22 protein-coding genes and 1 pseudogene are annotated in these 26625 nt (G+C 71.6%); 4 read left to right on the forward strand and 19 right to left on the reverse strand.

Annotated elements, in window-relative coordinates; genetic code table 11:
* Positions 1-42: 42 nt before the first annotated feature.
* Positions 43-1143 (reverse strand): winged helix DNA-binding domain-containing protein, encoded by a 1101-nt coding sequence (locus tag OG295_RS06055; RefSeq protein WP_371675911.1) that lies wholly within the window; start codon positions 1141-1143, stop codon positions 43-45.
* 160 nt (positions 1144-1303) lie between these two features.
* Here OG295_RS06055 and OG295_RS06060 point away from each other — a divergent pair, with 160 nt between their 5' ends.
* Both OG295_RS06060 and mobC read left to right on the forward strand, forming a co-directional pair.
* Positions 1304-2464: a magnesium and cobalt transport protein CorA gene (locus tag OG295_RS06060; protein WP_371675912.1), complete on the forward strand. Its 1161-nt coding sequence runs from the start codon at positions 1304-1306 to the stop codon at positions 2462-2464.
* A 353-nt stretch (positions 2465-2817) separates the two neighbouring features.
* On the forward strand, positions 2818-3525 hold the full coding sequence (gene mobC, locus OG295_RS06065) for a plasmid mobilization relaxosome protein MobC (protein ID WP_371675913.1): 708 nt from the start codon (positions 2818-2820) through the stop codon (positions 3523-3525).
* Between the two features lie 70 nt (positions 3526-3595).
* On the opposite strand, the gene OG295_RS06070 is transcribed toward mobC, so the two are convergent.
* The 3 genes and pseudogenes from OG295_RS06070 to OG295_RS06080 all read right to left on the reverse strand — a co-directional run.
* Entirely contained in the window at positions 3596-4009 is a 414-nt protein-coding gene (locus tag OG295_RS06070; protein ID WP_371675914.1) for an NUDIX hydrolase, read from the reverse strand.
* Between the two features lie 54 nt (positions 4010-4063).
* Positions 4064-4618 (reverse strand): flavoprotein, encoded by a 555-nt coding sequence (locus OG295_RS06075; RefSeq protein WP_371675915.1) that lies wholly within the window; start codon positions 4616-4618, stop codon positions 4064-4066.
* Positions 4615-5322: pseudogene (locus OG295_RS06080) on the reverse strand (transcriptional regulator); the annotation flags it as partial. The pseudogene OG295_RS06080 and the gene OG295_RS06075, both read right to left, overlap by 4 nt.
* A gap of 231 nt (positions 5323-5553) precedes the next feature.
* Between OG295_RS06080 and OG295_RS06085 the strand changes: the two are divergent.
* A complete protein-coding gene (locus OG295_RS06085) occupies positions 5554-6936 on the forward strand; it encodes a hypothetical protein (protein ID WP_371675916.1) in 1383 nt (460 codons plus the stop codon).
* Positions 6937-7005: 69 nt separating this feature from the next.
* On the opposite strand, the gene OG295_RS06090 is transcribed toward OG295_RS06085, so the two are convergent.
* From OG295_RS06090 to OG295_RS06100, 3 genes are all read right to left on the reverse strand, one after another.
* Positions 7006-7443 (reverse strand): NUDIX domain-containing protein, encoded by a 438-nt coding sequence (locus OG295_RS06090; RefSeq protein ID WP_371675917.1) that lies wholly within the window; start codon positions 7441-7443, stop codon positions 7006-7008.
* A gap of 30 nt (positions 7444-7473) precedes the next feature.
* Positions 7474-7734 (reverse strand): SDR family oxidoreductase, encoded by a 261-nt coding sequence (locus tag OG295_RS06095; protein ID WP_371675918.1) that lies wholly within the window; start codon positions 7732-7734, stop codon positions 7474-7476.
* 366 nt (positions 7735-8100) lie between these two features.
* Entirely contained in the window at positions 8101-8343 is a 243-nt protein-coding gene (locus tag OG295_RS06100) for a hypothetical protein (RefSeq protein WP_371675919.1), read from the reverse strand.
* Between the two features lie 364 nt (positions 8344-8707).
* Here OG295_RS06100 and OG295_RS06105 point away from each other — a divergent pair, with 364 nt between their 5' ends.
* Complete coding sequence (locus tag OG295_RS06105; RefSeq protein WP_371675920.1) at positions 8708-10663, forward strand: WD40 repeat domain-containing protein; 1956 nt, start codon at positions 8708-8710, stop codon at positions 10661-10663.
* 153 nt (positions 10664-10816) lie between these two features.
* Here the strand turns inward: OG295_RS06105 and OG295_RS06110 are convergent, their stop codons facing one another.
* The 12 genes from OG295_RS06110 to OG295_RS06165 form a co-directional block, all read right to left on the reverse strand.
* Positions 10817-11530 (reverse strand): alpha/beta fold hydrolase, encoded by a 714-nt coding sequence (locus OG295_RS06110; protein WP_371675921.1) that lies wholly within the window; start codon positions 11528-11530, stop codon positions 10817-10819.
* 41 nt (positions 11531-11571) lie between these two features.
* The gene (locus OG295_RS06115; protein ID WP_371675922.1) at positions 11572-12396 is read right to left on the reverse strand and encodes a helix-turn-helix domain-containing protein; all 825 of its coding nucleotides are present in this window, start codon (positions 12394-12396) and stop codon (positions 11572-11574) included.
* A gap of 149 nt (positions 12397-12545) precedes the next feature.
* Positions 12546-13397, reverse strand: coding sequence for an alpha/beta fold hydrolase (locus OG295_RS06120; protein ID WP_371675923.1), 852 nt, complete (start codon positions 13395-13397; stop codon positions 12546-12548).
* Between the two features lie 138 nt (positions 13398-13535).
* Positions 13536-14783, reverse strand: coding sequence for a PucR family transcriptional regulator (locus tag OG295_RS06125; RefSeq protein WP_371675924.1), 1248 nt, complete (start codon positions 14781-14783; stop codon positions 13536-13538).
* A 136-nt stretch (positions 14784-14919) separates the two neighbouring features.
* Positions 14920-17751 carry a helix-turn-helix transcriptional regulator gene (locus OG295_RS06130; protein ID WP_371675925.1) on the reverse strand — a complete coding sequence of 944 codons (2832 nt, stop codon included), beginning with the start codon at positions 17749-17751 and terminating at the stop codon, positions 14920-14922.
* 120 nt (positions 17752-17871) lie between these two features.
* Positions 17872-18486, reverse strand: a complete 615-nt coding sequence (locus OG295_RS06135; RefSeq protein WP_371675926.1) for an FMN reductase — start codon at positions 18484-18486, stop codon at positions 17872-17874.
* On the reverse strand, positions 18483-19568 hold the full coding sequence (locus OG295_RS06140) for an LLM class flavin-dependent oxidoreductase (RefSeq protein WP_371675927.1): 1086 nt from the start codon (positions 19566-19568) through the stop codon (positions 18483-18485). Before OG295_RS06140 ends, OG295_RS06135 begins: the two co-directional genes overlap by 4 nt.
* A 103-nt stretch (positions 19569-19671) precedes the next feature.
* Entirely contained in the window at positions 19672-20508 is an 837-nt protein-coding gene (locus OG295_RS06145) for an alpha/beta fold hydrolase (protein WP_371675929.1), read from the reverse strand.
* Between the two features lie 134 nt (positions 20509-20642).
* Positions 20643-23411: an AAA family ATPase gene (locus OG295_RS06150; protein ID WP_371675930.1), complete on the reverse strand. Its 2769-nt coding sequence runs from the start codon at positions 23409-23411 to the stop codon at positions 20643-20645.
* A complete protein-coding gene (locus OG295_RS06155; protein WP_371675931.1) occupies positions 23408-24295 on the reverse strand; it encodes a carbohydrate ABC transporter permease in 888 nt (295 codons plus the stop codon). Before OG295_RS06155 ends, OG295_RS06150 begins: the two co-directional genes overlap by 4 nt.
* Positions 24292-25257, reverse strand: a complete 966-nt coding sequence (locus OG295_RS06160) for a carbohydrate ABC transporter permease (RefSeq protein ID WP_371675932.1) — start codon at positions 25255-25257, stop codon at positions 24292-24294. The genes OG295_RS06155 and OG295_RS06160 overlap by 4 nt, the downstream gene beginning before the upstream one ends.
* Positions 25257-26597, reverse strand: coding sequence for an ABC transporter substrate-binding protein (locus OG295_RS06165; RefSeq protein WP_371675933.1), 1341 nt, complete (start codon positions 26595-26597; stop codon positions 25257-25259). The genes OG295_RS06160 and OG295_RS06165 overlap by 1 nt, the downstream gene beginning before the upstream one ends.
* Positions 26598-26625: the final 28 nt, after the last annotated feature.

The raw sequence follows: 26625 nt of genomic DNA on the forward strand, positions 1-26625 counted from the left end.
AGGCATCGTGCCGTGCCGGACGGGCGCTCCACCAGGGTGGCGTCAGCCGTGGATTGACCCGAAGCGCACGGGCCCCGGACCTCGGCCCATGCCGGCGAGCAGCGCCTCCCCCTCGGCGACGACCTCCTCCTCGACGCCCCGGGAACGTGTCCCGAACAGCTCCACGACCAGCCCGTCACCCTCCGGCCGCCACAGCCCGGCGAGGAACCCGTCGACGAGCAGGGTGCGGTGGGACTGGCTCCCGGTCCAGGTGCGGCCCTTGTGCTCCGGGGCGACGACGCGGGAACGGTCGGCGTGGGAGAGCAGCAGGTTGTCGAACTCGGGGAGGAAGCGGGGCGGCGCCGGGGTGTCGGCGTCGGGGCGGGGCGCGTCGGGCAGGTCGAAGAGCTCGACCCCGTTCTCGTCGCGGAAGACGAGCAGCCGGGGCCGGAGCCGCTCGAAGGCCGCGCGCAGGCGGGTGAGGCCGGCCCAGGTCTGCATGTCCTTGACGGAGGCGGGCCCGAAGGCGCCGAGGTAGCGCAGCACCACGTCGTCGACCGCCTGCGCCGCCACCTCGTCGACGTTCCCGCCCAGCCACCGCTCGACGGTGGTCAGCCGCACCTGACCGCTGCGCCCCCACACCCCGCGGGGGGTGACCTGCACGAGCGGGAGCAGGCAGCGGGCGGCGACGGACAGCGACTGGGGGTCGGCCGCGGGCCATTCCCTGAGCAGCTCCTCGCGGATCTCCCCCATGGTGCGCGGCTCGTCCTCGACGAAGGCCCTGGCGCGCGCGGCGAGCCGGTCGAGGTCCACACCGGTCAGGCCCTTGCGGAAGTAGCCCACCTCGCGGTCGCGGGCCGCCTGGACGAGGGGGCGCAGGGTGAGGGCGTCGTGGGCGGTGTGCGTGTGGATGGTGGAGCGCATGGTGACCATCCGGACCACCTCCCGGGACTCCATGAGCCCGGCCAGCCGCTCGGGCCCGAAACCGGCGAGGCGGGCGTGCAGCTGGTAGTAGGGCGGCTGCACGTTCTGGGCCTGGAGTCCGATGAGGTGCGCGACGGCGTCCCGCGCGGACATCTCGGCGCGGCTCAGCAGCAGCTGGCGGGCGAGCGTGGCACGGTTCAGTGCGCGGACGCCGAGTACGGGGTTCGTCGTGGAGGCCATACGACCACGCTAGCCCCCCTTGCGGACACCTTCTGTCCGCAATCCCCACCACCCCCTCCCCCCTCCCTCCCTCTCCCCTCTCCCCTCCCCCCTCTCCCTCCCCCGCCCTATATCCTGCCCTTTGCCCGTAAACACCCGTTCGACCGGGAGCTGACCTGCGATGTCGGAGCGCCCAGACCGCCGCCCCTCCTCCCTGCCCGCGAAGCGCTCGGGGTGGCTGCGCCCGTCCGGCCCCTCCTCCCCGACCCCGCCGGCCGCCTCCGGCCCGGCGGGCGCGGCCGCCCCCGTCCCCGCGGACCACCGGAGCGTGATCGACTCCGCGGTCTACCGCGACGGCCGCCGGGTCGCCTCCCCCGCCACCCTCGCGGACACCTTCCGGCAGCTGCGCGAACAGCACGGCGGCATGGCGTGGATCGGCCTGCACCGCCCGACGGAATCCGAACTCCACTCCCTGGCAGCCGAGTTCAACCTCCACCCACTCGCGGTCGAGGACGCCATGGAGGCCCACCAGCGCCCCAAGCTGGAGCGCTACGGGCACACCCTCTTCGTGGTCCTGCGCGCGGCCCGCTACCTGGACGCCCCGGAGGAGGTCGACTTCGGGGAACTCCACGTCTTCGTCGGCCCGGACTTCCTGATCACGGTCCGCCACGGCGCCGCCCCCGACCTCTCGGCGGTCCGCCGCCGCATGGAGGAGACCCCGGACCTCCTCTCCCTGGGCCCGGAGGCCGCGCTCTACGCGATCCTCGACGCCGTGGTCGACGGCTACGCCCCGGTCGTCGCGGGCGTCCAGAACGACATGGACGAGATCGAGACCGAGGTCTTCCGCGGCGACCCCGAGGTATCCCGCCGCATCTACGAACTCTCCCGCGAAATGGTCGAGTTCCAGCGCGCCACCCGCCCCCTGGTCGGCATGCTCCACGCCCTGATGGCCGGCTTCGCCAAGTACGGCACCGACGAGGAACTCCAGCGCTACCTCCGCGACGTGGCGGACCACGTCACCCACACCAGCGAACGCGTCGACGGCTTCCGCCAGGCCCTCACCGAAATCCTCACGGTCAACGCCACCCTCGTCTCCCAACAACAGAACGCCGAAATGCGCGCCCTGGCCGAAGCCGGCTTCGAACAGAACGAGGAGATCAAGAAGATCTCCTCCTGGGCGGCCATCTTGTTTGCACCCACGTTGGTGGGAACGATCTACGGCATGAACTTCGAGACGATGCCCGAACTCCACTGGGCGGCGGGCTACCCCTTCGCAATCCTCCTGATGGCAGTGGTCTGTACGAGCCTCTACGTCATCTTCAAGAAGCGCGACTGGCTGTAGCAGACAGCACAGAGCCTGCGATCCACTTCGCGCCAGCGAATGCCGAGCTGTCTCCGCTGCAGGGGCCTGGGGAGAATCTGGGGAGAATCCGCCGCAGCGGGAGCAGGACTGTCACTTCACCCGCGGCCGTTCCGCTACGGCCGGTTGAGCTCGGTCCAGGGCGTCATCAGCCACGGGTGGTTTCCGACCCCACTAGGGCAAACCCCTGCCACTCCGTGGATCATGTTGACTGCTCCACGGGCTACCGCACACAGGCAGGGTCGGTTGGAACCGAGAAGCGCCGCGGTACAGGAAGAGACTTCCCTTACAGCGCGCGTACGACGTGCTACGCCGAAGTCCATGAAAACGGCAAGGTGACGAACGGGAACAGCCGGGAAGCCTACGAACGGGCACTGGCCGGCAGCTCGCGCCTCTTTGCCGTCTGGCCCGGCGAGTGGTCCAGCCACCTGTTCCTCATCGACGACCTGGACGAGTACGCCAAGGCCCACGGCATCAAGCACGACGATGAGCGGAACGGCCTCAAGGAGCACGCCCACGAGGTGAAATGGAAGAACCCTCCGTACGGAAACGACAACCCCCGAAGCCCCTACATGAGCATTCGTGTCTCATTGGACTGCGGCTGCTTGGTGCACCATCTGGCTGCCTTCGCTGCCCAGATGAAGCAGCAGACAGGTTGGGATGTGACCACCAGCGTCGGATGGGGCAGCAGTTCCAAAGTGTGCAGCGTGCGTGCGAACGACAACGAGCACGCGCTCGTCGCGATCGCCGCGAAGGCCGTCGGTGTCACCGTCGCCGGCTTCTTCGCCAAAGCCGCTCTCAGCGCGGCCCACGACCCGGGCAACAGCGTCGCGGCCATCGCCGGGCGTCGTGAGACCGTCACCGAGCTGTTCTCTGCCCGCAGGCACCTCGGTCAGATCGGCAACAACCTGAACCAGCTGACCCGCGCCGTCAATTCAGGCGTCCAGCCGACCGACGCCCAGATCAACGCCGTACTCGACTCGGTCCGCCGGGCGACAGCCCGAGTCCAGGACGCCACCGACCGGCTTCTTGAGGACAGTTAGGACCTGCCCCACCGTGGTCCTCGAGATCCACCGTCTGGCGTGTTGTCCCAATGCGCGCGATCGGTCCGCGTCAGCGCTCCAGGACGACGTCGAGGTATTCTTGCACCGGCTCGAACAGACGGTACGGGATGTACTCAGAGATCTCGGCGTGGGCCACCCAAGCGAGCTCGGCCAGCTCGTCGGTGTCCATGACATGCGCGCGGCCGCCGGCCACCTCGCAGGCGGTGTACGACATCGAGCGGCCGGTGTCAGGGTGAATCCGCTCCCCGAGCAGCTTCAGCGCCTTCACGGTGAGGCCGGCCTCCTCCAGGGTCTCGCGTGCGGCGGCCTCCTCCAGGGCTTCGCCCGGCTCGACCGCACCGGCGGGGAACTGCCAGGAGAGCCGCCCTTCGCTGACCCGGCGCCGCACGAGAAGCACGCGACCTTCGTGCACCACGACGGCCGCTGCGATGGCCGGTCGACCCTCAGCGTTCTGCTGCTCCACGTTGCTCCTCCAGGTCGGGTGGGCCGGCTGCCCCGAGCGGTGATGGCGACACGTTCACTGCGGCCCGGCCCCGGCGCGGAGGAGTGGCGCGAGCAGATCGACCGCCTCCTCCCAAGGGAAGCGGTCGGCCCCGCCGCCGGACTTCGGACGGTGGGGCTCGTAGCTGCCGATCAGGACGCCCATCTCCCGGAGCTCGTCGATGCTGCGCCGGTAGGCCCGGTGGGCGGCGAGCGCGGTGTTCACGTAGGGCAGCAGGACCGCGGGGACGCCCATGCCGGGGGCTTCGCAGAGGATGCCGAGGGCCAGGTTGTCGGCGAATCCGGCGGCCCACTTGTTGACCGTGTTGAACGTGGCCGGCGCAACCGCGATGGCGTCGGCTCGCGGGTACGTCCGTGCCTCGCCGGGCGAGCGCCAGGCGGACCGGACCGGGTACCCGGTCTGCTCCTCGATCGCCCGGACGTCGAGGAACTCCAGACCCTGTGGGGTGGCGATGACCCCGACCTCCCACCCCCGTTCCTGCGCTGCGGTGATGAGTCTGCCGACGTCGCCGGCGATCCCGGCGGCGCACACGATGACGTACAGGAAGGGCTTGGGCTGCGGCTCGGTCACGCGGGTACTCCCAGTCGGCGGCTGAAGTGGTGGAGCTCCGGCAGCGTACGTCGGCGGTCCCGCGCGGCCATGCCGGCGACCAGCTCGCGGACGGGGGGACGGCGTACGTCCTGGGCGGCGCAGGTCTCGGCGATCCGCAGGGCCTGGTAGCCGTCGGCCAGGCGGCCCAGCTGGGCGTAGGCGCGGGCGGCCTCGATCCAGAGTGCGGCACGGCGCTCGGGGACCGGGATGTGGCGGTGCATGAGCGGGCGGGCCGCGTCGAGGGCGATGCCCGCGTCGCCGAAGGAAACCGCCGCGCTGATCCGGTGAAGGGTGACGTTCGTCGGGCTGAAGTTGGCCCAGGCGTCGGGCCGGTCCAGAGCGACGTACCGGGCCACCTCCTCCGCTTCGGCGAGGAACTCCCGGGTGGCGGCGCTGTCATCCGCGCGGCTCGCGGCCGTGGCTCCGCGCAACAGGAGCAGCCCGAGGACGGCGAGGTGGTGCGGGGAGCGACGGTCGTACGAGCCGGTGAGCTGGGAAGCGGCGTGCCGGATCAGTGTGACGGCCTGACCCGCGGGCTTCTCGCGGACGAGGACGTGCGCGTGGAGCCGGACGCTGGCGGCGAGGACGAGGGGGTCGCCGAAGCGTTCGGCCTCCGCCATGGCGCGGCCGACGGCCAGCCAGGCCGTTCCCGCGTCTCCCTGCTTGAGGAAGACCGACCGGCTGTGCGGCATCATCGCCGCGGGCTCTCCGCAATTCGCGAGAACTGCGTGCAGGGGCCACGGCTCCGTACAGCACAGCGCGGCCGGTGGTGGAACGCCACCACCGGCCGCGCGCTGTCCGTCGCTCAGGCCGGGCTCCAGGTCACGCGCCCCTGCGCACTTGCGTGCGCTGCTCCTCCCTTCCGTACGGTCCGGCCGATGGTGAACCGCCCGCGCACACCGTGAGGAGAGCTGTTGAAGCCGACCGAGGAAGTGCTCCAGGACCTGACCCAGCCGTCGAACATCTCCATCCACTCCGACGTGGCGCTCGTCGGGAAGGTGGAAGGCGCCATCACGGCGGACGACACGAAGCGGGAGGAGAACGAGGACGAGCCGCTCCGCAGGAAGCCCGACCTCGCCCCGATCCCGCAGACGGAGCTGCCCCGGCAGTTCGAAGTGACCCTCTGGGACGTCCTCCACACCCTCGCCCGAGCCACCGCTCTGTCGTGGCGGGGTGCGGGGCGAGGGCTGGCGGAACACTGGGGCGCCCTCAAGTACACCCAGGCCTTGGCGGGCGGTCGCAACTCCTTCCTCGGCCTCACCGACGAAGGCCACCGCATCGCGGACCACTACAAGTCGCTGCAGTCCGGCGAACTCGGCATCGGCTTCGCCCTCACCCTCACCGAGCACATGCTGCGCAGCCGCTTCCCCGACCACTCGGTGACGATCGTCCCCGCCGACACGGCGTTACGCGCGGGTTGGGCCCTCACCAGCAGGGACAAGGGCGACAAGGTGAAGTACCGCTACCGTCCCCAATACTTCGCGGAGGTCTGGCGGCCGGGCGAGCCGTCCCGCGTCATCCCCCTCGCCTGCAAGGGCAACCACAGCGACCCCGCCACCTCCGCCGAGCAGCTGGCCTCCGCCTCGGCCCACGCCGAAGCGGTCCACATCGGCACCTGGAACGAGACCCCCTGCCTGCTGTTCAGCACGCAGCTCCCGACGGACGGCGGCACGATGACCGTCCACGCCCTCCAGGCACCCGGCAGCGGAGGTCAGCTGTACCCGGCGGAAGGTCGTGAGCCGAACCTGAACGCTCCGCCGTTCCAGGCGAACGTGATGCCGGACATTCACCCGCCGGCCACGGTGGCACCGGAGCCCGTACGGGGCTGCCATGTGCAGCCGCAGGACTATGCCTGGTTCCAGGAGTCCCTGGCCCACACCACGGCGGCGGGCCTCATGGCCTTCACCGGCTCCGGCCACGCCACCGCCCGCCACCTGACCGATCGCCAAGGCCGCAAACGCTTCACCGGCCTCGAACACGCGGCCAGTATGAGCGTCCAGGACGCCGCCCACACGCTCCTCGGCACCGAGTACGTCGGCACGGACCACGTCTTCCGCCTCAACGGACCCCGCGTCGAGGCGTTCTCCGGCGTGGACGAGGAGATCTTCCGCCTGCTCGCCAGGGGCGACGTCGAGGAGTACCGCGCCCTCGTCCATGCGAGCCGCCACGTACGCCCCCGCCTCACCTTCGACAAGGACTGGGGCGGCCCCGTCTCCGTCCACGCCGACGGCTCGGTCCTCGCCCTGCGGCTGCTGCCGGGCCAGGACGAGGAGCCGCGTCCGGGCTCCCCACGCTGACCTCGGAAGGCTGCAGGGACCGGCTCATCTCAGAGCCGGTCCTTGCAGCAGGACGACGTACGCGCTGGCTCAGAGCGACGCCCCGACTCCGAGGCTTCCGGCGCCGATGGCTCCCCTCAGCACATGGGCGATCTCTTCGGGCTTGAGGTCGATGCCGTCGAGCCCTTCCGGGGTCAGCGGGACCTCCTCCAGCGCGTACTCGCCGCGGCCTTCAGCACTGAACTCGGGGCCGGTGCGGTCGTCGAAGGACCAGGTCGCGACGCGGGCGAGGTAGAAGAGCTGGCGTTCGTCGTCGGTCTCCATCGTGTGGAGAAGGCGGACGATGTCCGCCTTCCCCGCGATCTCCTCGTGGATCTCCCGGTGGAGGGCGGCCTCCCGGGACTCGTCGCTGGGCTCGACACCGCCGCCGGGCAGGACCCAGTACTCGGGGATGCCGGGCCGGGTGCGGCGGATGACCAGCATCGTGTCGTCGGCGGTGACGAGGACGGCGCGGACTCGTTCGATCATTTCGGTTCGTCTCCTTGCTTGTTGACGGTCTCAGTGGAGCAGCCAGCCGCCGTCGACGTGGACGGACTGCCCCGTGATGAACGAGGCGGAGGGGCCCACGAGGAACGCCATCAAGGCCGCGACGTCCTCGGGCCGGCCACGGCGCGGGACGCACTGGCGCTTGATCTGGTCCTCCGGCCGCGCACGGTGCCGGGCGGGGAGGGCGTTGTCTGCCTCTACCTGGATGGCTCCGGGCAGGACCGTGTTGACGCAGACCCGTACGGCCCGCGTGGACCTTGGCAGACAAAGCAAGTCTCGGGCCTTCCGCGAGTCGCGCCCCTGGCTAGCAGTGCCCTACAGCACCGCGGCCTCGCGCTCGGGGAAGGGCGGGAGATGCCACCGTGTTGCCCGGCAGCTCCGCCAGGGCCACTCGGGCGAGGATTGCCAGTCCGCCGTTGTGGCTGGGACGACCCACAGGGTGCACTTTCCCGCCGGAGGCACAACACCCGGAACAAGCGCGCCTACACGAGTTTCCTCAGCTCGTACCTTACATGTGGGCCCGGGTGCTGGGTGATTCCCAAGCTTATGGAGCGAGTTCGATTCCCGACATCCGCTCGTGAATGGAGGCCCAGGTCAGAGACCTAGGCCATCCGACCGGTGATCACGAATAGAGAGCCCCTAGCGGCGATCGCACGGCGCACTGATGAGTGCGCGCAGCACCGGTACGGCCGGGCCAGCGGCCACGAGACCGGCCAACACCGCGCCCCTCACCGGCACACCGGTCAGCGCCGTCAGCCCGCCCGTGATCAGACCGATGACGAATGCGGCGAGCAGGACGACGCTGGTGTGCAGGGACAGGAACACGGGGTCCGGCGAAGGGGTGGCGGAGGAGCCGGAGTCGACCGGCGGCGTCGGATTCATGGCTCGACCGTGCCCCCTCCTCCCGACTTGGTCTGCACCCGCCGAACACACCTGTCCCAGTCAGACCAGTCCGGTCCACGACCGGACAGAACGACTCAACCCGAGGCGCGTTCAGCGGTGTTCACTCATGTTCAGTGAAGGATCAGCGCCGTCGTGTACGCGGGCCTATCCTCGAGCTCACGGACCGATCGGGGGCGGAATGATGGAGAGTCGGACGTACGTCACGTACGAGGAAGCCCTCCGGCACTTCGGACAGGAACTCAGTGAGCTGCGCGCTCAGCGCGGAGCGCCGTCCTTCGACCGCATGCGTGCCCGCGGCCTGAAGGTCGTCGGCGATGCCGCCAGCGCGTGCTCCAAAGGGACCATGAGTAAGGTCTTCGCCGGCGGACAGTTCATCTCGCTGGACAAGCTGATCTGGCTGGTGCGGGCCGTGATGTCCTGGGACGAGTACGGGGAGGAGTGCGCGCCGCCCGGCCGGCGCGACGAGGAACTCACCCCTTGGCGCGCCTGCTGGCAGTCCCTCAATACCCTCCGTACGCAGGCTCGCCGCCACCCGGCGCCACCCTCGCCTCGGCCGTCCGGACCCCGTCCAGTCTCCTTCAGACGTGGAGACGTCCTCACCGGCCATGACGGACCCGTCGTGTCCCTGGCGTTCTCCCCGGACGGCGGCCGCCTCGTCACCGCGAGCGGCGACGGCGCCGTGCGGCTCTGGAACCTCGCCACGCACAGGGTGATCAGCGAGATACGCATCAGCGACAGGGCCGCATTGTCGGTGGCGTTGTCGGTCGCGTTCTCGCCGGACGGCGACCGCGTCGTCTTCGGCAACCGCGAAGGACTCGTGCTGATGTGGGACACGGCCGCCCCGCCACCGGCTCTCGTGCCCTTCAAAGGTCACGAGGCCACCGTGTGGGCGGTCTCATTCTCACCAGACGGCCGTCTTCTCGCCACCGCGGGCGACGACAGCGGCGTGCGGCTGTGGGACGTCGCCACCGGTACTCAGATCGGCGAGCCCCTCACAGGCCCGGCCGGATCCATCCGGGCCCTCGCGATCTCTCCCGACGGCCGCCTCCTCGCCACCGGAGGCGAGGACACCGCCGTCCGGCTCTGGAACCTCACCACCCGCGCGGAGGCTGTCATCCTCCCTGCGGGGCACACCGCGTCCGTGCACGCTCTGGCGTTCTCCCCGGACGGCACTCTGCTCGTCACGGCGGGCAAGGACGGCACGCTCCGGTTCTGGGATGCCACCGGCCGCACCCCGATCGGTGATCCCGTGACTGGGCACACCGGACCCGTCTGGGCCGTGGCGTTCTCCCCCGGAGGACGCCGCCTCGTCACCGGAGGCGAGGACACCAACGTACGACTCTGGGAAGAGGGCACCTCCGTACGGCCGGGGGAAACGGACGCGTCCGTGGCGCTCGGGGAAGAGCCGACCACACGGCTCCGGTACGAGGACTCCCCCACACGGCCCCGGAAACCGGATACCCCGGACAGCACATCGTCCCCGCAGCCGCCCGCACCGCTGCCCCTCGCCGTCCGGGCGATGCTGCACCGCCGACTCCACGCGGGCCACCCCCTGGAGCTGGGCGGACTCCTGCACGACACCGACGTCCACACGGTGGCGTTCGCCGCGGACGTCCTCGCGATCGGCAGCGACGACGGCGCCGTGCAACTGTGGGACCCCATCCTGCGCACCCTGCGCCACGGCCCCCTCCCTACCCACGAGAATGCCGTCCTCTCCATGGCGTTCTCCCCAGACGGCGTCATCCTCGCCACCGGCGGTGCCGACGGCACCGTGCGACTACGGAACACGGTCACCGGCGATCTCATCGGCGCTCCCCTCGTCGATCACGGCGGAGACATCACGTTCGTGGCGTACTCGCCGAAGGGCACCCTCCTCGCCGGCGGAGGCCGCGACGGAACCGTGTGGCTGTGGGACACGGTGGGCCGATCATGGATCGACGTTCCGCTCGGCGGTATCGGCGCGGGCTCCCTCGCCCTGGCCTTCTCACCGGACGGCCGCCTTCTCGCGACCGGCGACATCGCCGGGACCGTCCGGTTGTGGGATGCCACCACCGGGGAGCCGATCGGCATCCCCCTCGCGGACCATTCCGGGGCGGTTCCGGCGGTGGCGTTCTCCCCCGACGGCCGGACTCTCGCGACCGGTGACACGGACGGAACCCTGCGCCTGTGGGACGCCGCCACTGGCGGCCAGCTCGGCGCCCCCGTCCCCCATGACGGGGCCGTCGCCTCGCTGGCATTCTCCCCCGACTCCTCCGTACTCGCCGTCGCAACGAAGGAACGAGTCACCCTGTACGCCTAGGCCGTGTCTCCCCAGGGGCAGCCTCCGTTGGGGGTGCGTCAGTTTGTACGCTGTTTTCAAGCGCCGGGACTGGCTGTAGGCCCATGCGCGAACCGGTTGCGCAGGCCCGGCGGCGGTCGTGGGGCCGCTCCTGGGGTCGCGGAGGCCGGTTGGTCAGCTCGTTGCCCGGACGGCGACTCTGATCAGGTCGGCGACCCGCGTGGGCTCGGACAGGACGACGGCGTGGGAGGCGTGCGGGAGTTCGACCACGACGGCTCCGGCCCGTGCGGCGCCGAAGCGCTGGACCTCGGGGCTGATCGTGCGGTCCGCCCCGGCCACCAGGGCCCAGGACGGTTTCGTGCGCCACGCCGCCGCGGACGCGCTGTCGGTGAACGCGGCCGTGGCGAGCGGGCGTTGGGTCGCCGCGAGGACGCCGGCCACGGCCTCGGGCACGTCCGCCGCGAAGACGGAGGGGAAGGCCGTCTCCTCGATGGTGACCTCGACCGCGCAGTCGCCGTCGAGGAGCGGGTACGTCCACTCCTTCAGGTTGCCCGTCAGCGGGGGCTCGGGGAAGCTCCCCTGGAGCTGGCCGAGGCTCTCGCCCTCGTGGGGCACGTAGGCGGCCACGTAGACGAGCCCCACGACGTTCTCCGCGCCGCCCGCCACGGTGATCAGCGCACCGCCGTACGAGTGGCCGACGAGTACGGCCGGACCCTCGACCTGCGTCAGGACGGAGGCGAGGTAGGCGGCGTCCGACGTCAGGCCCCGGAGCGGGTTCGACGGAGCGATCACCGGGATACCGCTGCTCCGCAGTTCCGCGATGACGCCTATCCAGCCGGTCGCGTCGGCGAAGGCACCGTGCACGAGGACGACGGTGGGGTTGGTCATGCGCGTCCTCTTCTCAGGGTCGGGCCACGTGTGGGGCGTCGTCACGGCGACGGCCGAGGCGCGGCCCGGCATTCCTGGGCGCCGGCATTCGTCGGGGCGAAGGCCGAGGTCGCCAGCGCCTGCCATTCGCTGGGACTCATGCCGTAGGCGCCGCGGAACGTGCGGCTGAAGTGCGAGGGGCTGCTGAAGCCCCAGCGGCGTGCCACCGCGGCCATGGTGATCCTCCGGTGGGAGCGGCCCAGCTCGAACCGGCAGAACTCGAGCCTGCGCCGTCGCACCCACTGGCTCACCGTGCTGCCGCCGTTCTGGAAGAGCTTCTGCAGGTACCGGACGGAGATGTGGTGGGCGCGTGCGATCGACTCGGGGGACAGGTCCGGGTCCATCAGATGTTCTTCGATGTAGGCGCGGATACGGGACAGCATCTCGTTGCCGGCCCCGGCCGCGCCGTCGGCCCCGGCCGTCACGTCCGCTTCGAGGAGCTCCATGACCAGGACGGAGAGGAGGTGTACGGCCGTCCGGGCACGCCGGTCCCCGATCGTGGAGCGGCAGAACTCCGCCTCGGCGGCGAGCGCGGTCAGGAAGCCGGACGCCAGCGCCCCGATCCCCTCCCCGCCGCGTACGGGTACGCCGAGCACCTGGTCCAGTTCCGGCTCCGTGACGCCCAGGTAGCAGCGGGGCACCCGGAAGAAGATCATCTGGCAGTCTTCGCCGAACTGCAGCAGGTGCTGTCGGGCCGGGTCGCAGAAGACCAGGTCGTTCGGCTCCAACAGGGCATTGGCACTCTTGGCACGCTCGTGGACCACGGTGACGGGCCCACGGACATGGACGCCGAGGTAGACGTGGTTGCGGTCGTTCGTGTCCGGCATCTCGGAAAGCACCTGGACCAGCCGCCCCGAGCGGGAGGGGGGCGGGGTCGGATCAGACGCTTGCCGGGGCACCCGTTCGGGCGCACGTGACGTCAGGGTGAGAGTCATCGGGATTCCTAGCCGTGGGTTCGCGCGGGCGGAGGGCGGGTTCACGCCCCGATCGCCGGCTCCTCGGCCAGGAACTTCTCCACCACGGCGTTGAAGGCCGGCGGGTTCTCCAGGAAGGGGAAGTGCGAGCTCGCCACGTCGGAGGCGAAGACGTGCAGGCGTGCGCCGGGAATCCGCTCGGCGACGAAGCGCTGCGAATCGGGGTGCACATGGCTTCCCTCACAGCCGATCACCAGGGTCGGCACGTCGATCCGGGGAAGCACGTCGCGCCAGTCCTGCGCGCAGTGGTCGAACAGCAGCGGTACGCCCGCGTGGGCGGGTGTCGACCTGATCTCCCCGGCGACGAAGGCCAGCACCTCGGGGTCGGGCTCGCCGGTGAACATGCCGCGCACGAAGTCGGCGAGGACCGTGTCGCCTTCCGGCCCCGCGAGTGCCGCGCCCAGGTACAACAGCCCCGACACATCGAAGATGGCACCGGCGTCCCGCTGTTCCCGCTCGGTCATCCAGGGCACGGCGGCGACCGCCGCGGGCTGGTCGACGGCGACGAAGCGCCGGATCCGTCCGGTCCCGTACTGGTCGACGAAGCTCCACCACACCGAGACGCCCATGGACCAGCCCAGTGCGTCGAAGCGGGCCAGCCCGAGATGGTCGACGAGTTCGAGCACGTCGCGGGAGAGCCGGGCGATGCGGTAGCCGTGACGGGGTGTGCCGGACTTGCCGTGGCCGCGGAGGTCGACGGTGACGACGCGACGACCGGGCGCCAGCCCCTCGATCTGGTGGCGGAACACCGCCTGCGTCTGCCCCCAGCCGTGCAGCATCACCAGCGGGACGCCCGCGCCGCCGGTGTCCTGGTACGCGAGCCGTACTCCGTCCGTCGTGATCAGTTCCTTCATGACCTCTCCCCTGGTCAGAGGCGGTGTGCCGTTCCCGCCCGTCCCGGACATCATCGAATGGGGCCCGTCGCCCGCACCACCGCCCGCTGTAGGAATCGGGCCGTGGATCCTCCTCGCTTTGTCGAAGCGGGTCGGCGGTCAGGCGGCCCGGTCGTCGCCCGGGGCGAGGAGTTCCTCGATCCTGAGGCCGAGGTGCAGAGTGAGCCGGTGGGCGCCGTCGTCGAGGTCGAGTCCGGTGATCTCCTGGATCCGGCGCAGGCGGTAGTAGAGCGAGGTGCGGTGGATGCCCAGCGTGTCCGCGGTCCTGGGAATCGATCCCGCGTGTTCGAGGAAGCGGCGCAGGGTGTCCCGCAGGCGGTCGCCGCCATGGGCCTTGCCCAGGGTACGGAGCGGCTTCGGCACCAGGGACGCGTTCAGGGCGTGCTCGGGGAGCTGCAGCAGCACGGCGAGTTCCCCGAGCGACTCCCAGTCACCGATGTTCTTCAGGGCGGGCAGTCGGCGTGCCGCGCGGGCCGCCACGAGCGCCTGTTCGTACGACGTCCATGCGTCGTCCAGGCCGGCGTGCCGGCCACCGACGCCGATCACGGGGTCCGCCGACGGGTCCAGGAAGGTGCGGAGTTCGTCGAGGATGCGAGCGGACTGGGCGGCGACCTCGTCCGGGCCCGGCGGCCGGTCGCGGAGCTGGAGCAGCATCGCCCGCTCCTTGCCGATCGCGATGAGGCCCTGGGCGGAGCGCGTCTGCCGGAACCCCTCCAACGCCGCCCACAGGGCGGCCTCGGACTGCCGAACGAGCTCCGTCCCGCAGCTCAGCCGGACGACGGTGACCAGGACGTGCTCCGCCGCCCCGAGCAGCCCGGCTTCCTTGCCGCGTCGACGCGCGGTGCTGCGTGCGCCGGCGTCGCCGCCGACGAGTGCGAGGGCCAGGTCCCGCTCGTCGGTCGTCCGGGTGTCGCCGGAGATGTGCTCTGCGTACATCTGGGCGGCCATGGCGTCCGCGGCCCGGGCGATGGCGGCGGTCTCCTCCTCCCCCAGCGTCTTCGCGGGCACGACCACCAGGAGCAGCCCGAGGAGATGCCCGCGCTTGCGCAGCGGCACGACGTAACGGGGCAGCAGCCCGAGGTCGTCACGGCCGTCGATGAATCCGGGCCTGGACCACCGGGTCACGCCCTGGGCGAGGACGTAGCGGATGGTCGCGTTGTCGGCGCGGCCCTGCAACAGGGTGCCGATGCGCACCGGGTCCTCGTCGCCGAAGTGGCGGCTCGTGCAGACCATGCGGACCAGCGGGTCGTCGACGGCGACGGACCGGCCGAGCCGCTCCGCGAGCTCGTCGACGAGTGCCTGGAGCTCGGGGCTGCCGGGGCGCGCTCGCTGGGGCCTTACGGTCATGCGCGGCTCCTCTCTCGATCAACTGTCCCCGCGGACTTCTCCATTCCGCGGCTCTTGATCATTCTGAGGAAGCGAAGACGTCGGCACATCACACGAATCGTCCATTGCGATGACACCCATGTGGGATACGAAGGGATTACTCTCCGCTGTCACGAAGCCTCGCCAGCCTGGTCAGCTCCGCGCGCGAGGTGACGTCCAGCTTGGTGAAGGCCCGGCGCAGGTGCGAACTCACCGTGTGCGGTGAGAGGGAGAGGTGCTCGGCCGCCTGTCGGTTGCTCAGCCCTCGGGCCACGAGCCGTACCACTCGTGTCTCCGCCGCCGTCAGCTCGGGCCATTCGCCGGTGAGTCCGGCCGGCGAGGGCCGCCGGCGGACACCGGCGGCCCTCAGGCGCCGGCGCACCCGCGCGCCGTCCCGTTCGGCGCCCGCTCGCGCATAGAGCGCGAGGGCCGTCTCGAAGTACGGCACCGCTTCGGGCTTGCGGGTGGCCGCCAGTTTGCGTCCGGCGTCCTCCAGTGCCGACGCCCGGGCCAGCACCCGGGGGCAGTCCTCGTACAGCCGGACGGCGCGTACCAGCCGGCCGAGGTCGTTGTCGAGGAGCCCCCGGGCGTGCGCGGCGGTGGCGGCGAGGAAGGTGAGGCCGGGGTTGAGCACGGCTCGCCGCTCGGCCAGGGCGACCGCCTGCGCGGCCCGTTCGTGCGCGCCGGCGCGCAGCGCCAGACGGACGAGCACCGGGGCGTCGGCAGGGTCGATCAAGCCGGCGTAGGCGGGCCGGTCCGCGGCGGGCGACGCCATCACCTCGTCGAGTTCGGCCATGGCACGGTCGGGCCGGCCTTCGAAGTCGGCCATCAGTGCCAGCATCCAGGAGCCGAAGTGCCGGACGACGGGTGCGCCGTCGCTCCGCATGCGCCTCGCCTCCGCCGCGTACGCCCGTGCGGCCCGCTGGTCGCCGGTGTGGAGGGCGACGCGCATCAACACGTACCGGAGTGTGACGTCGGCGAGGTTCCCCGGGCCGGGACCGCCGGTCGCCTCGGACGCGGCTTCGGCGTCGGCCCGGGCGTCCGTCAGCCGTCCGACGTCCAGAAGTATGCGGGAGCGGGTCATGAGCCACATGCGGGTGGCGGCCGTCCGGCCCTGCTCCCTGGTGATCCGGATGCCCTCCTCCGCGGCGGCGAGCGCCTCTTCGGTGCGTCCGGTGGTGTTCGACAGGAGAGCGTGCCACAAGGCCTCCGGCACCCACAGCGAGGTGCTGACGCCCAGGGCGTCGGCCAGCGCGGCGGACCGCTCGGCCTGCCGGAACGCCTCGGCCAGGTCCATGCGATGGAAACTGACGGCCGAGCGGACCGTCGTCAACGTGGCCTCGGCGGCACGGTCCCCCGCCGCCGCCGCGGTCTCCCACGCCTCCGCGGCGACCCGCTCGGCCGCCGAGTGCTCGCCCGACATCGACAGGCCGACAGCGAGCATGGCGAGCAGTCGTCCTCTCGCGGCCAAGGAGATCCCGGGCAGTGCCGCCCCGGCGCGGGCCTGCCGGACCGCCTCGGAGAAGTCGAACGACACGGCGAGGCGTGCCAGGGCGAGGCGTATGCGCGCCTCGTCCTCGGGCCCGAGACCGCCGCCCGCCAGTGCGGAGGCTCCCAGCTCCCACGCCTCGGCGGCCCGGCCCGTCTGCCAGAGCAACGGGATCGTCTCGGCGATGACCCGCGGCCGCTCCGGAGCATGCGCCCCGGTGAGTTCCAGGGCCTTGAGACTGCGTTCGGCAGCCGGTCCGGGAGCGGTGGCCGCGAGTTCCGCCGCGGCGGTGCGCAGCCGGTCGGCCTCCGCGGCGTTTCCCGGGCCCGCCGTCCCCGCCGACGGCCCGGGACGGTCGACGGAGGAGGCCGCGCTTCCCGGCGGCAGCCCGGCGAGCTGACGGCGAAGGGCCTGACGCAGGGGCAGGGGGAGGCCGGCTTCGACCGCCTCGCGGATCAGGTCGTGGCGGAACGCGAGGCGATCGCCGCTCTCGGCGAGCAGATCGGCGTCGAGGGATTCCCGTACCGCTGCGATGAGCGCCGCCGAGGACCTGCCGAGCAGTTCGGCCAGCAGCGCGACGGTGACCGGGCCGCCCACGGCCGCCGCCGTCTGCACCAGCTCCCGTGCCTCACCGGACAGCTGGCCGAGGCGGCGCACGACAGAGGGGAGTTCACGTGGAGCGGGGGGTCCGGCCGACAGCCCGGCCGTGCCGTTCTCGATCGTCACCGCCTCCTCGGGCAGCGAGCCGAGCAGCTCGACCAGCAACTGCGGCACCCCCTCGGCGCGATGGGCGAGACGGAGGACGTCCCCGTCGGGAGGGGCGCCCAGGACGTCCTCGGTGATCCGTGCGATCGCCCGCTCCCCGAGCGCCCCGAGGAGCAGCTCGTGCGCGCCCGCCTGGCGGATCCTGTCCAGGGTCGTGCGCACCCCCGGCGGCACGTTGCCGCCGCGCACGGCGACCAGCCACAGGATCGGGTGCGACGAGAGCCCCGCCGCGAGGGTGTGGAAGGTGAGCAGGGTCAGGTCGTCGCACCACTGGAGGTCGTCGAGGACGACGAGCAGGGGTCCCTTCCGAGCCGCCGCCCGCAGGCCGTCCCCCATCTCCTGAAGCAGCCAGAACCGCTGGCCGGGTGTGGTGGCGAGGTCCCGCAGACGCTGGGCGCCCGACAGCGGTTCCTCGCCGGCGAGTACGCCTTCGAGGAGGGGGCCGAGCGGCACGAACTGTTCGTCGGGGTCCGCCGCCCCTTCGAACACCCGCGTCCCGCGCCGCCTCGCGGCCGCCCCGGCCTCCGCGAGGAGCCTGGACCTGCCGATGCCTGCGGGACCCTCGACACGGACGATCCCGCCTTCGCCCCGGTCGAGCGCGTCGAGCCGCGCCTCGATGAACGCCAGTTCGGTGTCCCTGCCGCGGAGGGGTGTCCGCAGGCCGTCGGGCTCCTCGCGCACGGTCCTTGTCGTCACTCGGTTCACGCTCATTCCGACGGCCTGGGCCACACGGGACGGGCTCGGTCCTCGTGCGGTACGGCGGAACAGTATGGACCATGTGCACCACCCCGCCGTCGGCCGGCCCGGGGACCCCTCTCAGTCGAAGCGCAGGTCGGCCAGTTGCCGTTCGAGGACCGTGACGTCGTCCTCGGGCTCCTCTCCGACCGGGCGCGCCGCCATGAGCGCGGCGAGTTCGGCGCCCGCGCGGCGGACGCGGCCGGGCAGGCCGTCGGTGTACTCGTCTCCGCCCGAGCCCCAGTCCCCGGAGGCCGCGAACACGGCGGTGGGGACGACGACGGCGCGGAGATGGGCGAAGAGCGGGCGCACGGCGTGCTCCAGGACCAGGGAGTGGCGGGCGGTACCGCCCGTCGCCGCGATCAGGGCCGGCTTCCCGGTGAGGGCATCCGGATCGATGACATCGAAGAAGGACTTGAAGAGACCGCTGTAGGAGGCCGCGAACACGGGGGTCACGACGATCAGACCGTCGGCCGCCGTCACCGCGTCGATCGCGGAGCTCAGTCGTGGCGGTGGGAACCCGGTCACGAGGTGGTCGGCGATGTCGCCGGCCAGTTCGCGCAGCTCCACGACCTCGGTCGATGGCGCCCGCCCCCGGGCGGCGAGTTCGTCGCGGGCCGATGCGGCCAGCCGGTCCGCGAGCAGGCGGGTGGAGGAGGGGGTGCTCAGCCCCGCGGAGACGACGGTCAGCTTCACGCGGCGGACACCTCCCGGAGGGCTCGGAGGGACGTGTGCGTGGGGGCGTCCGGCACGCCGGCCGGACGCCCCTTCGCGAATTCCCGCCGCAGCACGGGCACGACCTCTTCGCCGAGGATGTCGAGCTGTTCCAGGACGGTCTTCAGGGGCAGGCCCGCGTGGTCCATCAGGAACAGCTGGCGCTGGTAGTCGCCGACGGTCTCCCGGAAGGACAGGGTCCGCTCGATGACCTGCTGGGGAGAGCCCACCGTCAGCGGGGTCTGCTCGGTGAAGTCCTCCAGCGACGGTCCGTGGCCGTACACCGGCGCGTTGTCGAAGTAGGGCCGGAACTCCCGTACGGCGTCTTGGGAGTTCTCGCGCATGAAGACCTGGCCGCCCAGGCCGACGACGGCGTCCTCGGGCCGGCCGTGACCGTGGTGCGCGAACCGGCGCCGGTAGAGCAGCACCATGCGCCGGGTGTGGTCGGCCGGCCAGAAGATGTTGTTGTGGAAGAAGCCGTCTCCGTAGAAGGCGGCCTGCTCCGCGACCTCGGGGGACCTGATGGATCCGTGCCAGACGAAGGGCGGGACGCCGTCCAGGGGCCGCGGTGTCGAGGTGAAGGCCTGGAGCGGCGTACGGAACGTGCCCTCCCAGTCCACGACGTCCTCGCGCCACAGCCGGCGCAGCAACGCGTAGTTCTCCTTGGCGAGGTTGATTCCCTGGCGGATGTCCTGGCCGAACCACGGGTACACGGGACCGGTGTTGCCGCGGCCCAGCATGAGGTCGACCCGGCCGTCGGCCAGGTGCTGGAGCATCGCGTAGTCCTCGGCGATCTTCACCGGGTCGTTGGTGGTGATCAGCGTCGTGGACGTGGACAGGATCAGCTTCCGCGTGCGTGCGGCGATGTAGCCGAGCATGGTGGTCGGCGACGACGGTACGAACGGCGGGTTGTGGTGCTCGCCGGTCGCGAAGACGTCCAGGCCGACCTCCTCGGCCTTGAGCGCGATGGCGACCATCGCCTTGATGCGCTCGCGTTCGGTCGGAGTGCGGCCGTCGGTGGGGTCGGGGGTCACGTCCCCGACGGTGAAGATGCCGAACTGCATGGGTGTCTGCTCTCCTGAGCTCGTCCGGTTCCCGCGCCGGGAACCGGGGGCCGGGTGACGCCGGGGGCTCCTCCGGCGTCACCCGGCGGCCGACAGTGGTTCGTCACTTCGCCAGGAAGGCGAGGAGGGCCGTGTTGACCTCCTCGGCGTGGGTCCACAGCAGACCGTGCGGGGCGCCCTCGATCTCGACGTAGTCGGCGGACGGAAGCGCCTCGTGGAAGGGGCGCGCGGTGCCCTCGGCCGGCAGGATGCGGTCGGCGGTGCCGTGCAGGATCAGGGCCGGCACGTCGACGGCGGGGATGTCGGCGCGGAAGTCGGTGTACCAGGTCGCCGGCGCGGCGGACGCGGCGAAGGAGCCGCCGCGGGCCGCGGTGTTCCAGCTGTGGCGGACGGCCTCCTCGCTGATGCGGGTGCCCAGGTTCTCGTCGAGGTTGTAGAAGTCGTTGAAGAAGGCCGTGTAGTAGGCGTACCGGTCGGCCTTGACGGCGGCGACGACGCCGTCGAAGAACTCCTTCGGGGCGACGCCGTCCGGGTTGTCGTCGCTCTTGAGCAGGCAGGGTTCCAGCGAGGCCAGGAAGGCGACCTTGGCGACCCGGCCGGAGCCGTACGTGGAGACGTAGCGGGCGACCTCGCCGGTGCCCATGGAGAAGCCGACGAGGACGGCATCCTTCAGGTCGAGGGTCTCCATCACGGTGTTCAGGTCTGCGGCGAAGGTGTCGTAGTCGTAACCGGTGGCCGGCTGCGAGGACTGCCCGAAACCGCGGCGGTCGTACGTGATCACGCGGTGGCCGGCGTCGAGCAGAGCGGCGCTCTGGCGCTCCCAGGAACGGCCGTCGAGCGGGAAGCCGTGGATGAGGACGACGGGCTGCCCGGCTCCCTGGTCCTCGAAGTACAGCTCGACGGGGTTGGTGTTCTCCTGGCCCACGGTGATGTACGGCATGGGGATGCTTCCTCGATTCGGGTCGACTGGTCCGCGCGTCGAAGCGGCGCGGTACGCCCGTCACGCTAGGACCGGTCCCGCACCTCCTGTTGCCGTACCGCGCACCACACCTGGCACGGGGGCGCAGAGGTCGCTCAACCGCCGGTGGCCGTTGCGGCGTCGTCCTCCGCGAGGACGATCCGGGCCAGGTGGACCCGCGAGCGCACCGCGAGCTTGCGGAAGATCGACGCCAGATGGGTGCTGACCGTATGCGGGGAGACGACGAGGGCCTCAGCGGCCGACCGGTTGGTGTGGCCCGCGGCGATCAACCGGGCCACCTTGCGTTCCGAGGCCGTGAGCGCGTCCCAGCCCTGGTCGGCGCGTGGCCGCAGGTGTCCGGTGCGCCGGCCGGGGCGGCTTGTGGCCCGTTCCAGTGCGGCCCGGACCCGGTCGGCCTCGGCGTCGGCCCCCGCCTGGGCGTAGATGTCGTACGCCCTGGTCAGGGCAGGTGTCGCAGCGGCTTCGCCCAAGGTCAGCAGCGCGCGCCCGAGGTCGGCGGACGCGGCGGCGAGAGGCAGCGGCCGGGGGCCGCTGAGGAGGATGCGGACCGCCCGCTCCAGGAGTCCGTGGTCGGCGTTCACCAGGGCGGCCGCGTGGGAGGCCGTCCCCTGGGCGGTCGGCACGGTGGGGTGGCGGGCGGCGTGTTCGGCGGCCTGGGCGGCGAGGTCCTCGGCCAGCTTCCGGTCCCCGCCGCGCAGGGCGATCCGCACGGCCTGGACGACATGGGGGCGCAGGAGCCGCCACCGGAGGAAGGGGTGGTCCCTCTGTACGGACCGGACCAGTTCGGCCGCTGCCGCGTGGTCGCCGTCGGAATCCGCGACGACGGCCTCGAAGTACCGGTGCGTGGCGTGGTTGCCCGTGTTCGGCCGGTCGGCCACGGTCGCCCTCACGACGTCCAGGTGTTCCCGCGCGGCTTCGCGGTCGCCGCGCAGCATCGCGAGGAGACCGCGGTTGACGCGGATGTTGACCAGGTTGCCGGGCACGTGGAGGTCCGCTTCGAGCCGCTCGGCGGTGACGAAGTCGGCGTCCGCGTCGTCGAGCCGGCCGAGTCCCATGTTCAGGGTTCCCTGGGCCCAGATCAGCATCGCGGGGCGCAGGGGAGCGTCGCCCGCGGTCCGGAGCAGTCGCCGTACGGTCTCGAAGTCGTCGATGTGGATCCGGGCGACGGCCTCCTCGGGGAGGAAGGCCGTGTCGAACACGCTCAGGACCGTGTGGTGTTCGACGGCGGCGGCGCAGTCGCCGGCGTTGAGCGCGATCTCGCCGAGGCCCCAGAGCGCGAGGACGCGGGCCTCCCGGTCACCGGCCCGCTCCGCCTCGGCGAGCGCTCGTTCGCCGGTCTCGCGGGCGGCCCCGAGGTCGCTCCCGCGGGACCGGGCCAGGGCCTGCCGGGCGGTGAGCCGGGCGCGGATCGCCGGGTCGGTGACGGCTGCCAGCGCTGCCGTCGAGCGGCGGGTCAGCTCGTGGACGTCGTCGAGGTGCCACAGGGTGTCGCCGAGTACGGACTGCAGACGGGCGAAGACGTCCAGGGGCGGCTGCCGGGCGAGCAGCGCGTCGCCGGTGGCCCGTGCCCGGGTGTACCGGCCCGCGCGGGTCAGCGCGACGACGGCCCGTTCTCCCACGTCGAACAGCATGGGCGCGTGGGCCGGTACGAGTTCCAGGGCGCGTACGGCCAGGTCGGCGGCGAGGTCGGGCATCACGGCGATCACGTCCTGGGCGGCCGTGCCGAGCAGCCCGACCGCCTCCAGGTCGCCGGGGTCGGCGCTCTTCAGCAGATGCGGGACCGCGTCGCCGGAGCTCCGGCCCGCCGCGACGAGCCGGCTCGCGGCCTCCCGGTGCAGCGCCCGGCGCACGGAGGGGGCGAGGTCGGCGTACACCGCCTGGCGGAGCAGGTCGTGGCGGAACAGGAGGCGTTCGCCGTCGTCGTGGAGGAGGGCGGCTGCGATCGCCTCGTCCACTTCGGTGCTGAGTCCGGAGGCGGGCCGGCCGCACAGGGCGGCGGCGTCCGCGAGCGAGAACGCGCGGCCGAGTACCGAGCCGATCCGCAGGAAGTGGAGGGTGTCCGGCCGGAGGTCGGCCAGTCGGCCGCGTACGCCCAGGACCAGCCGCTCGGGCGGTTCCGGCCGGTCCGCGCCCGATGCCGCGATGCCCGAGAGCATCTCGGCCGCGAGGAAGGGATTGCCTCCGGCCCCGTCGAGGAGCTCCTCGACCTGCGCGGGCAGGTCAGCGCCGAGGATGTCGCGTGCCAGCTCGGCCAGGGCCGTCCCGGACAGCGGCCGCAGGGGGAGGGTCGTCGTCCGCGGCCCGTGCCCGTACAGTTCCGGGTCGTTCCTGCCCGCGAGCAGCCACAGGACCGGGGAGCCGAGCAGCCGTGCCGGCATGACGCTCAGGGCGAACCGGCTCAGCGGGTCGGCCCATTGGACGTCGTCGACCGCGATCAGTACGGGCGTGCCCGCCGAGCGCTCCTCGATCAGCTGGGCCAGCCGTTCGACGAGCCAGATGCGCTGGTCGTGGTGGCCGGCGAGGTCTGCGAAGTCCGTACGGGCCAGCAGGGGCGGGTCACCGTGCAGGAGACCCGAGGCCAGTGAGGCGAGGGGTGCCAGCTCGTGCAGTTCCTCGGCGCGTCCATGGCTGACGAGGAATCCATGGGCCCGTGCGATCGAGACGGTCTCCTGCAGCAGTACGGTCTTCCCGATCCCGGGCTCGCCCAGGAGGACCGCGATCGCTCCGCCCTCGCCGTCGCGCACCGCCTCGACCAGGGCGCGCAGCCGCTCCAGCTCGGCTTCGCGGCCCCTCAGCCCGGGCCGGCTCGACCCCTCGCTCCCGGGCGCCGCCACGCGTTCTGCCCCGGTCCGGTCGGAGCTCATCCCTTGACCGATCCGGCCAGCAGTCCCCGTGCGAAGTGCCGCCGGAGGCAGAAGAAGACGAGCAGCGGGACGAACGCCGCCACGAAGGCACCCGCGGTGAGCCGCTGCCACTCGTTGCCGTACGTCCCGGCCATGCTCGCCAGTCTGACCGTCACCGGTGCGGTCTCGGCCGTTCCGCCGGACAGCGTCAGTGCCACGAGGAGGTCGTTCCAGACCCAGATGAACTGGATGACCGCGAAGGTGACCAGGGCCGGGCGGGTCAGGGGCAGCACGATCCGGAGCAGCAGCGTCCCGTGCGACGCGCCGTCGACGCGGGCGGCTTCGATCAGGTCCCGGGGCAGCCCTGCCAGGAAGTTGTGCAGGAGGAACACCGCGAACGGCAGCGCGAAGACCGTGTGGGCGAACCAGACCTGGCCGAACCGCGCGGGGCCGGTGAGGTGCCACGCGGGCAGGAACAGCCAGCCCCGGGAGAAGAGCCTCAGGAGAGGGACGAGCGCCATCTGGAGCGGCACGGCCTGGAGGGCGAAGATACCGACGACGAGCGCGTCCCGTCCCCTGAAGTCGATCCAGGCCAGGGCGTACGCCGCGAAGAAGGCCAGGACCAGCGGGAACAGCACCGAGGGAAGGGTGATGACGACGGAGTTGACGAGGTACTCCACGAGCCGCCCCGACCCGTTGCCGCCGCCGGACAGCACCTCGCCGTAGTTGTCGAGCGTGAGGTGGGGCGTGCCGAACAGCGTCCACCAGCCCGTCGTCTTGATCTCCTCCTCGGGGCGGAAGGAGGAGAGCAGGAGACCGAGGGTCGGCGTCGTCCAGAAGACCGCGATCACCACGGCGACCGACGTGAGGGCGCGGGAGGCAAGACGTTCCCGGACGCCGTTCACCCCGCCCTCCGCCGCGCCCGGACCTGGTGGGCGACGAAGGGGATGACGAGGACGAAGAGGAGTACGGCGAGCGCCGCACCGCGGCCCGTCTCGCCGTAGCGGAAGGCCTGGTCGTACATCTCGTGGGCGATGACGCCCGTGCCGAACTGTCCACCGGTCATGGTCTTGACGATGTCGAAGGCCTTGAAGGTGCCGATCGCCTGGGCGAGGACCACGACGAGCAGCGTGGGCCTGATCGACGGCATGGTGATCCGCCAGAAGATCTGCCGGGGGGACGCGCCGTCGAGTCGGGCCGCCTCCGTCAGCTCACCGGGAACGGCCCTGATCGCGCCGGCCAGCAGGACGGCCGCGAAGCCCGCCTGTGTCCACACCATCGCCACCATGAGGAACAGGACGTTCCAGGGAGGGTCGGCGAGCCATTGCCGCGGTTCGCCGCCGAGGGCGACGACGAGCTGGTTCAGCAGCCCGATCTGCCCGCCCTCCGCGGGACGGTAGGCATAGACGAACTTCCAGACGACACCCGCGCCGACGGAGGAGATCGCCATCGGCGTCAGGACGAGGGACAGCGCGAACGCTCTGAAACGCGAGCGTACGACGGCCGCCGCGTAGAGGAGACCGACCGCGGTCGCCGTCAGCGGCACGAGCACCACCCACGCCAGGGTGTTGCGCAGCGCCACCAGCGCCCGAGGGTCGGTGACCATCCACTCGTAGTTGTCGAACCCGGCCCACGCGTCTCCCCCGCTGTCGGTGAACGACAGCGCCAGGGTGCGCAGACCGGGCAGGAGGAGACCGATCGTGAGCAGCAGCAGCGCGGGGGCCAGCAGGAGCAGGGCCGCGGCCCTGCTCCGTCCCGGCCCCCGGTGCAGCGCCAGCAGGATCAGGGAGACCACCGCCGCGAAGGCGGCGACGCCCTGGAGCAGGTACAGCAGCTTGGGCTGCTGGGCGACGGCGTCGAACGACATCAGCGGCCGGGCCAGGACCGTTCGACGGAGTCGGCGAACTGCCGGGAGCTCGCGCCGCCGATCCAGTCGACGGCTCCCTTCCAGAACGTCCCGGCGCCGACCGACGCCGGCATCAGGTCCGAACCGTCGAACCTGAACCGTGTCCCGGGATCCTGGAGCAGCTGGATCGAGAGCCTGTCGACCGGGGTCGCGGCGTTCGCCGGATCCACGCCCCTGTTCGCCGAGACGAACGGGCCCTTCTTCATGCGCGCGTTCGCGAAGTCCGCCGAGGCCAGATACTCCTGGAACGCCCGTACCTCGGGGCGGTCGGCGAACGCCGCGGTGAACACGCCACCGCCCAGTACGGGGTGGTCGACCGGGTCGTCCCCCGGCAGGAGGAAGGCGGAGACGTCCCCGTCCGGTCCGATCCGGGTGCCCTTGGGCCATAGATCGGCATAGAACGAGGCCTGGCGGTGCATCGCGCAGTCGCCGTGGAGAATCGGTGTGCCGGCTTCCTGGAAGGAGATCGACGCCATCGACCGGGCCGGACCGAAACCGCCGTTGGCGTACCGGTCGTTCTTGAGGATGGACCCCGCGGTGTCCATGGCCTTGATCACGCGCGGATCGTTGAACGGGATCTTGTGGGAGACCCACTGGTCGTAGACGTCCGTGCCCTGCTGGCGCAGCAGGACGTCCTCGATCCAGTCCGTCACGGGCCAGCCGGTGGCGTCGGCGGACCCGATGCCCGCGCACCACGGCTTGACGCCCGACGCCGCGACCTTCTCCGTCACGGCCATCAGCTCGGACCACGTGCGGGGAACGCTCAGTCCCCTGTCGCGGAAGAACTTCGGGGAGTACCAGACGAACGACTTCACGTTCGCGACCAGTGGCGTGCCGTAGAGGGTGCCGTCCACGGTCGCGTAGCTGTTCCAGTCGGCCGACCAGCCCTGCTTCGCGAGGGCCGCGACCCCGGGGCTCGCGGGCTTGAGCTGCCCTGCCCGCGCGAAGCGTTCCAGGAGGCCGGGCTGAGGGAAGAACGCCACGTCGGGCGCATTCCCGCCGTCGACCCGGACCTGTATCTGGGCCTCGAACTCCCCGTCCCCCTCGTACTGGACGTCGATTCCCGTGCAGTGCGCGAAGTCCGCCCAGGTCTCTTCGAACAGGTCGGCCTCCCGGTCCCGGTTCTCCGCGTAGACGGTGACCTGGGTGCCGGGGTGCTTGCCGTACCGGGCGTACTGCCCGCAGTCCGCGGTGGTGTGCGACGGCGACGCGCCGTCCTGCGGAACACCACAGGCGGCGGCGAGGGTGGCAAGGGCGGCGAGGGCGATGACGGCGAGCGCGGGCCTCGCGCCGAACCTCATGGGTGCATCTCCTCCGATCGCCCGCCGA

It is taken from the genome of Streptomyces sp. NBC_01276 (assembly GCF_041435355.1).
GTDB lineage: Bacteria > Actinomycetota > Actinomycetes > Streptomycetales > Streptomycetaceae > Streptomyces.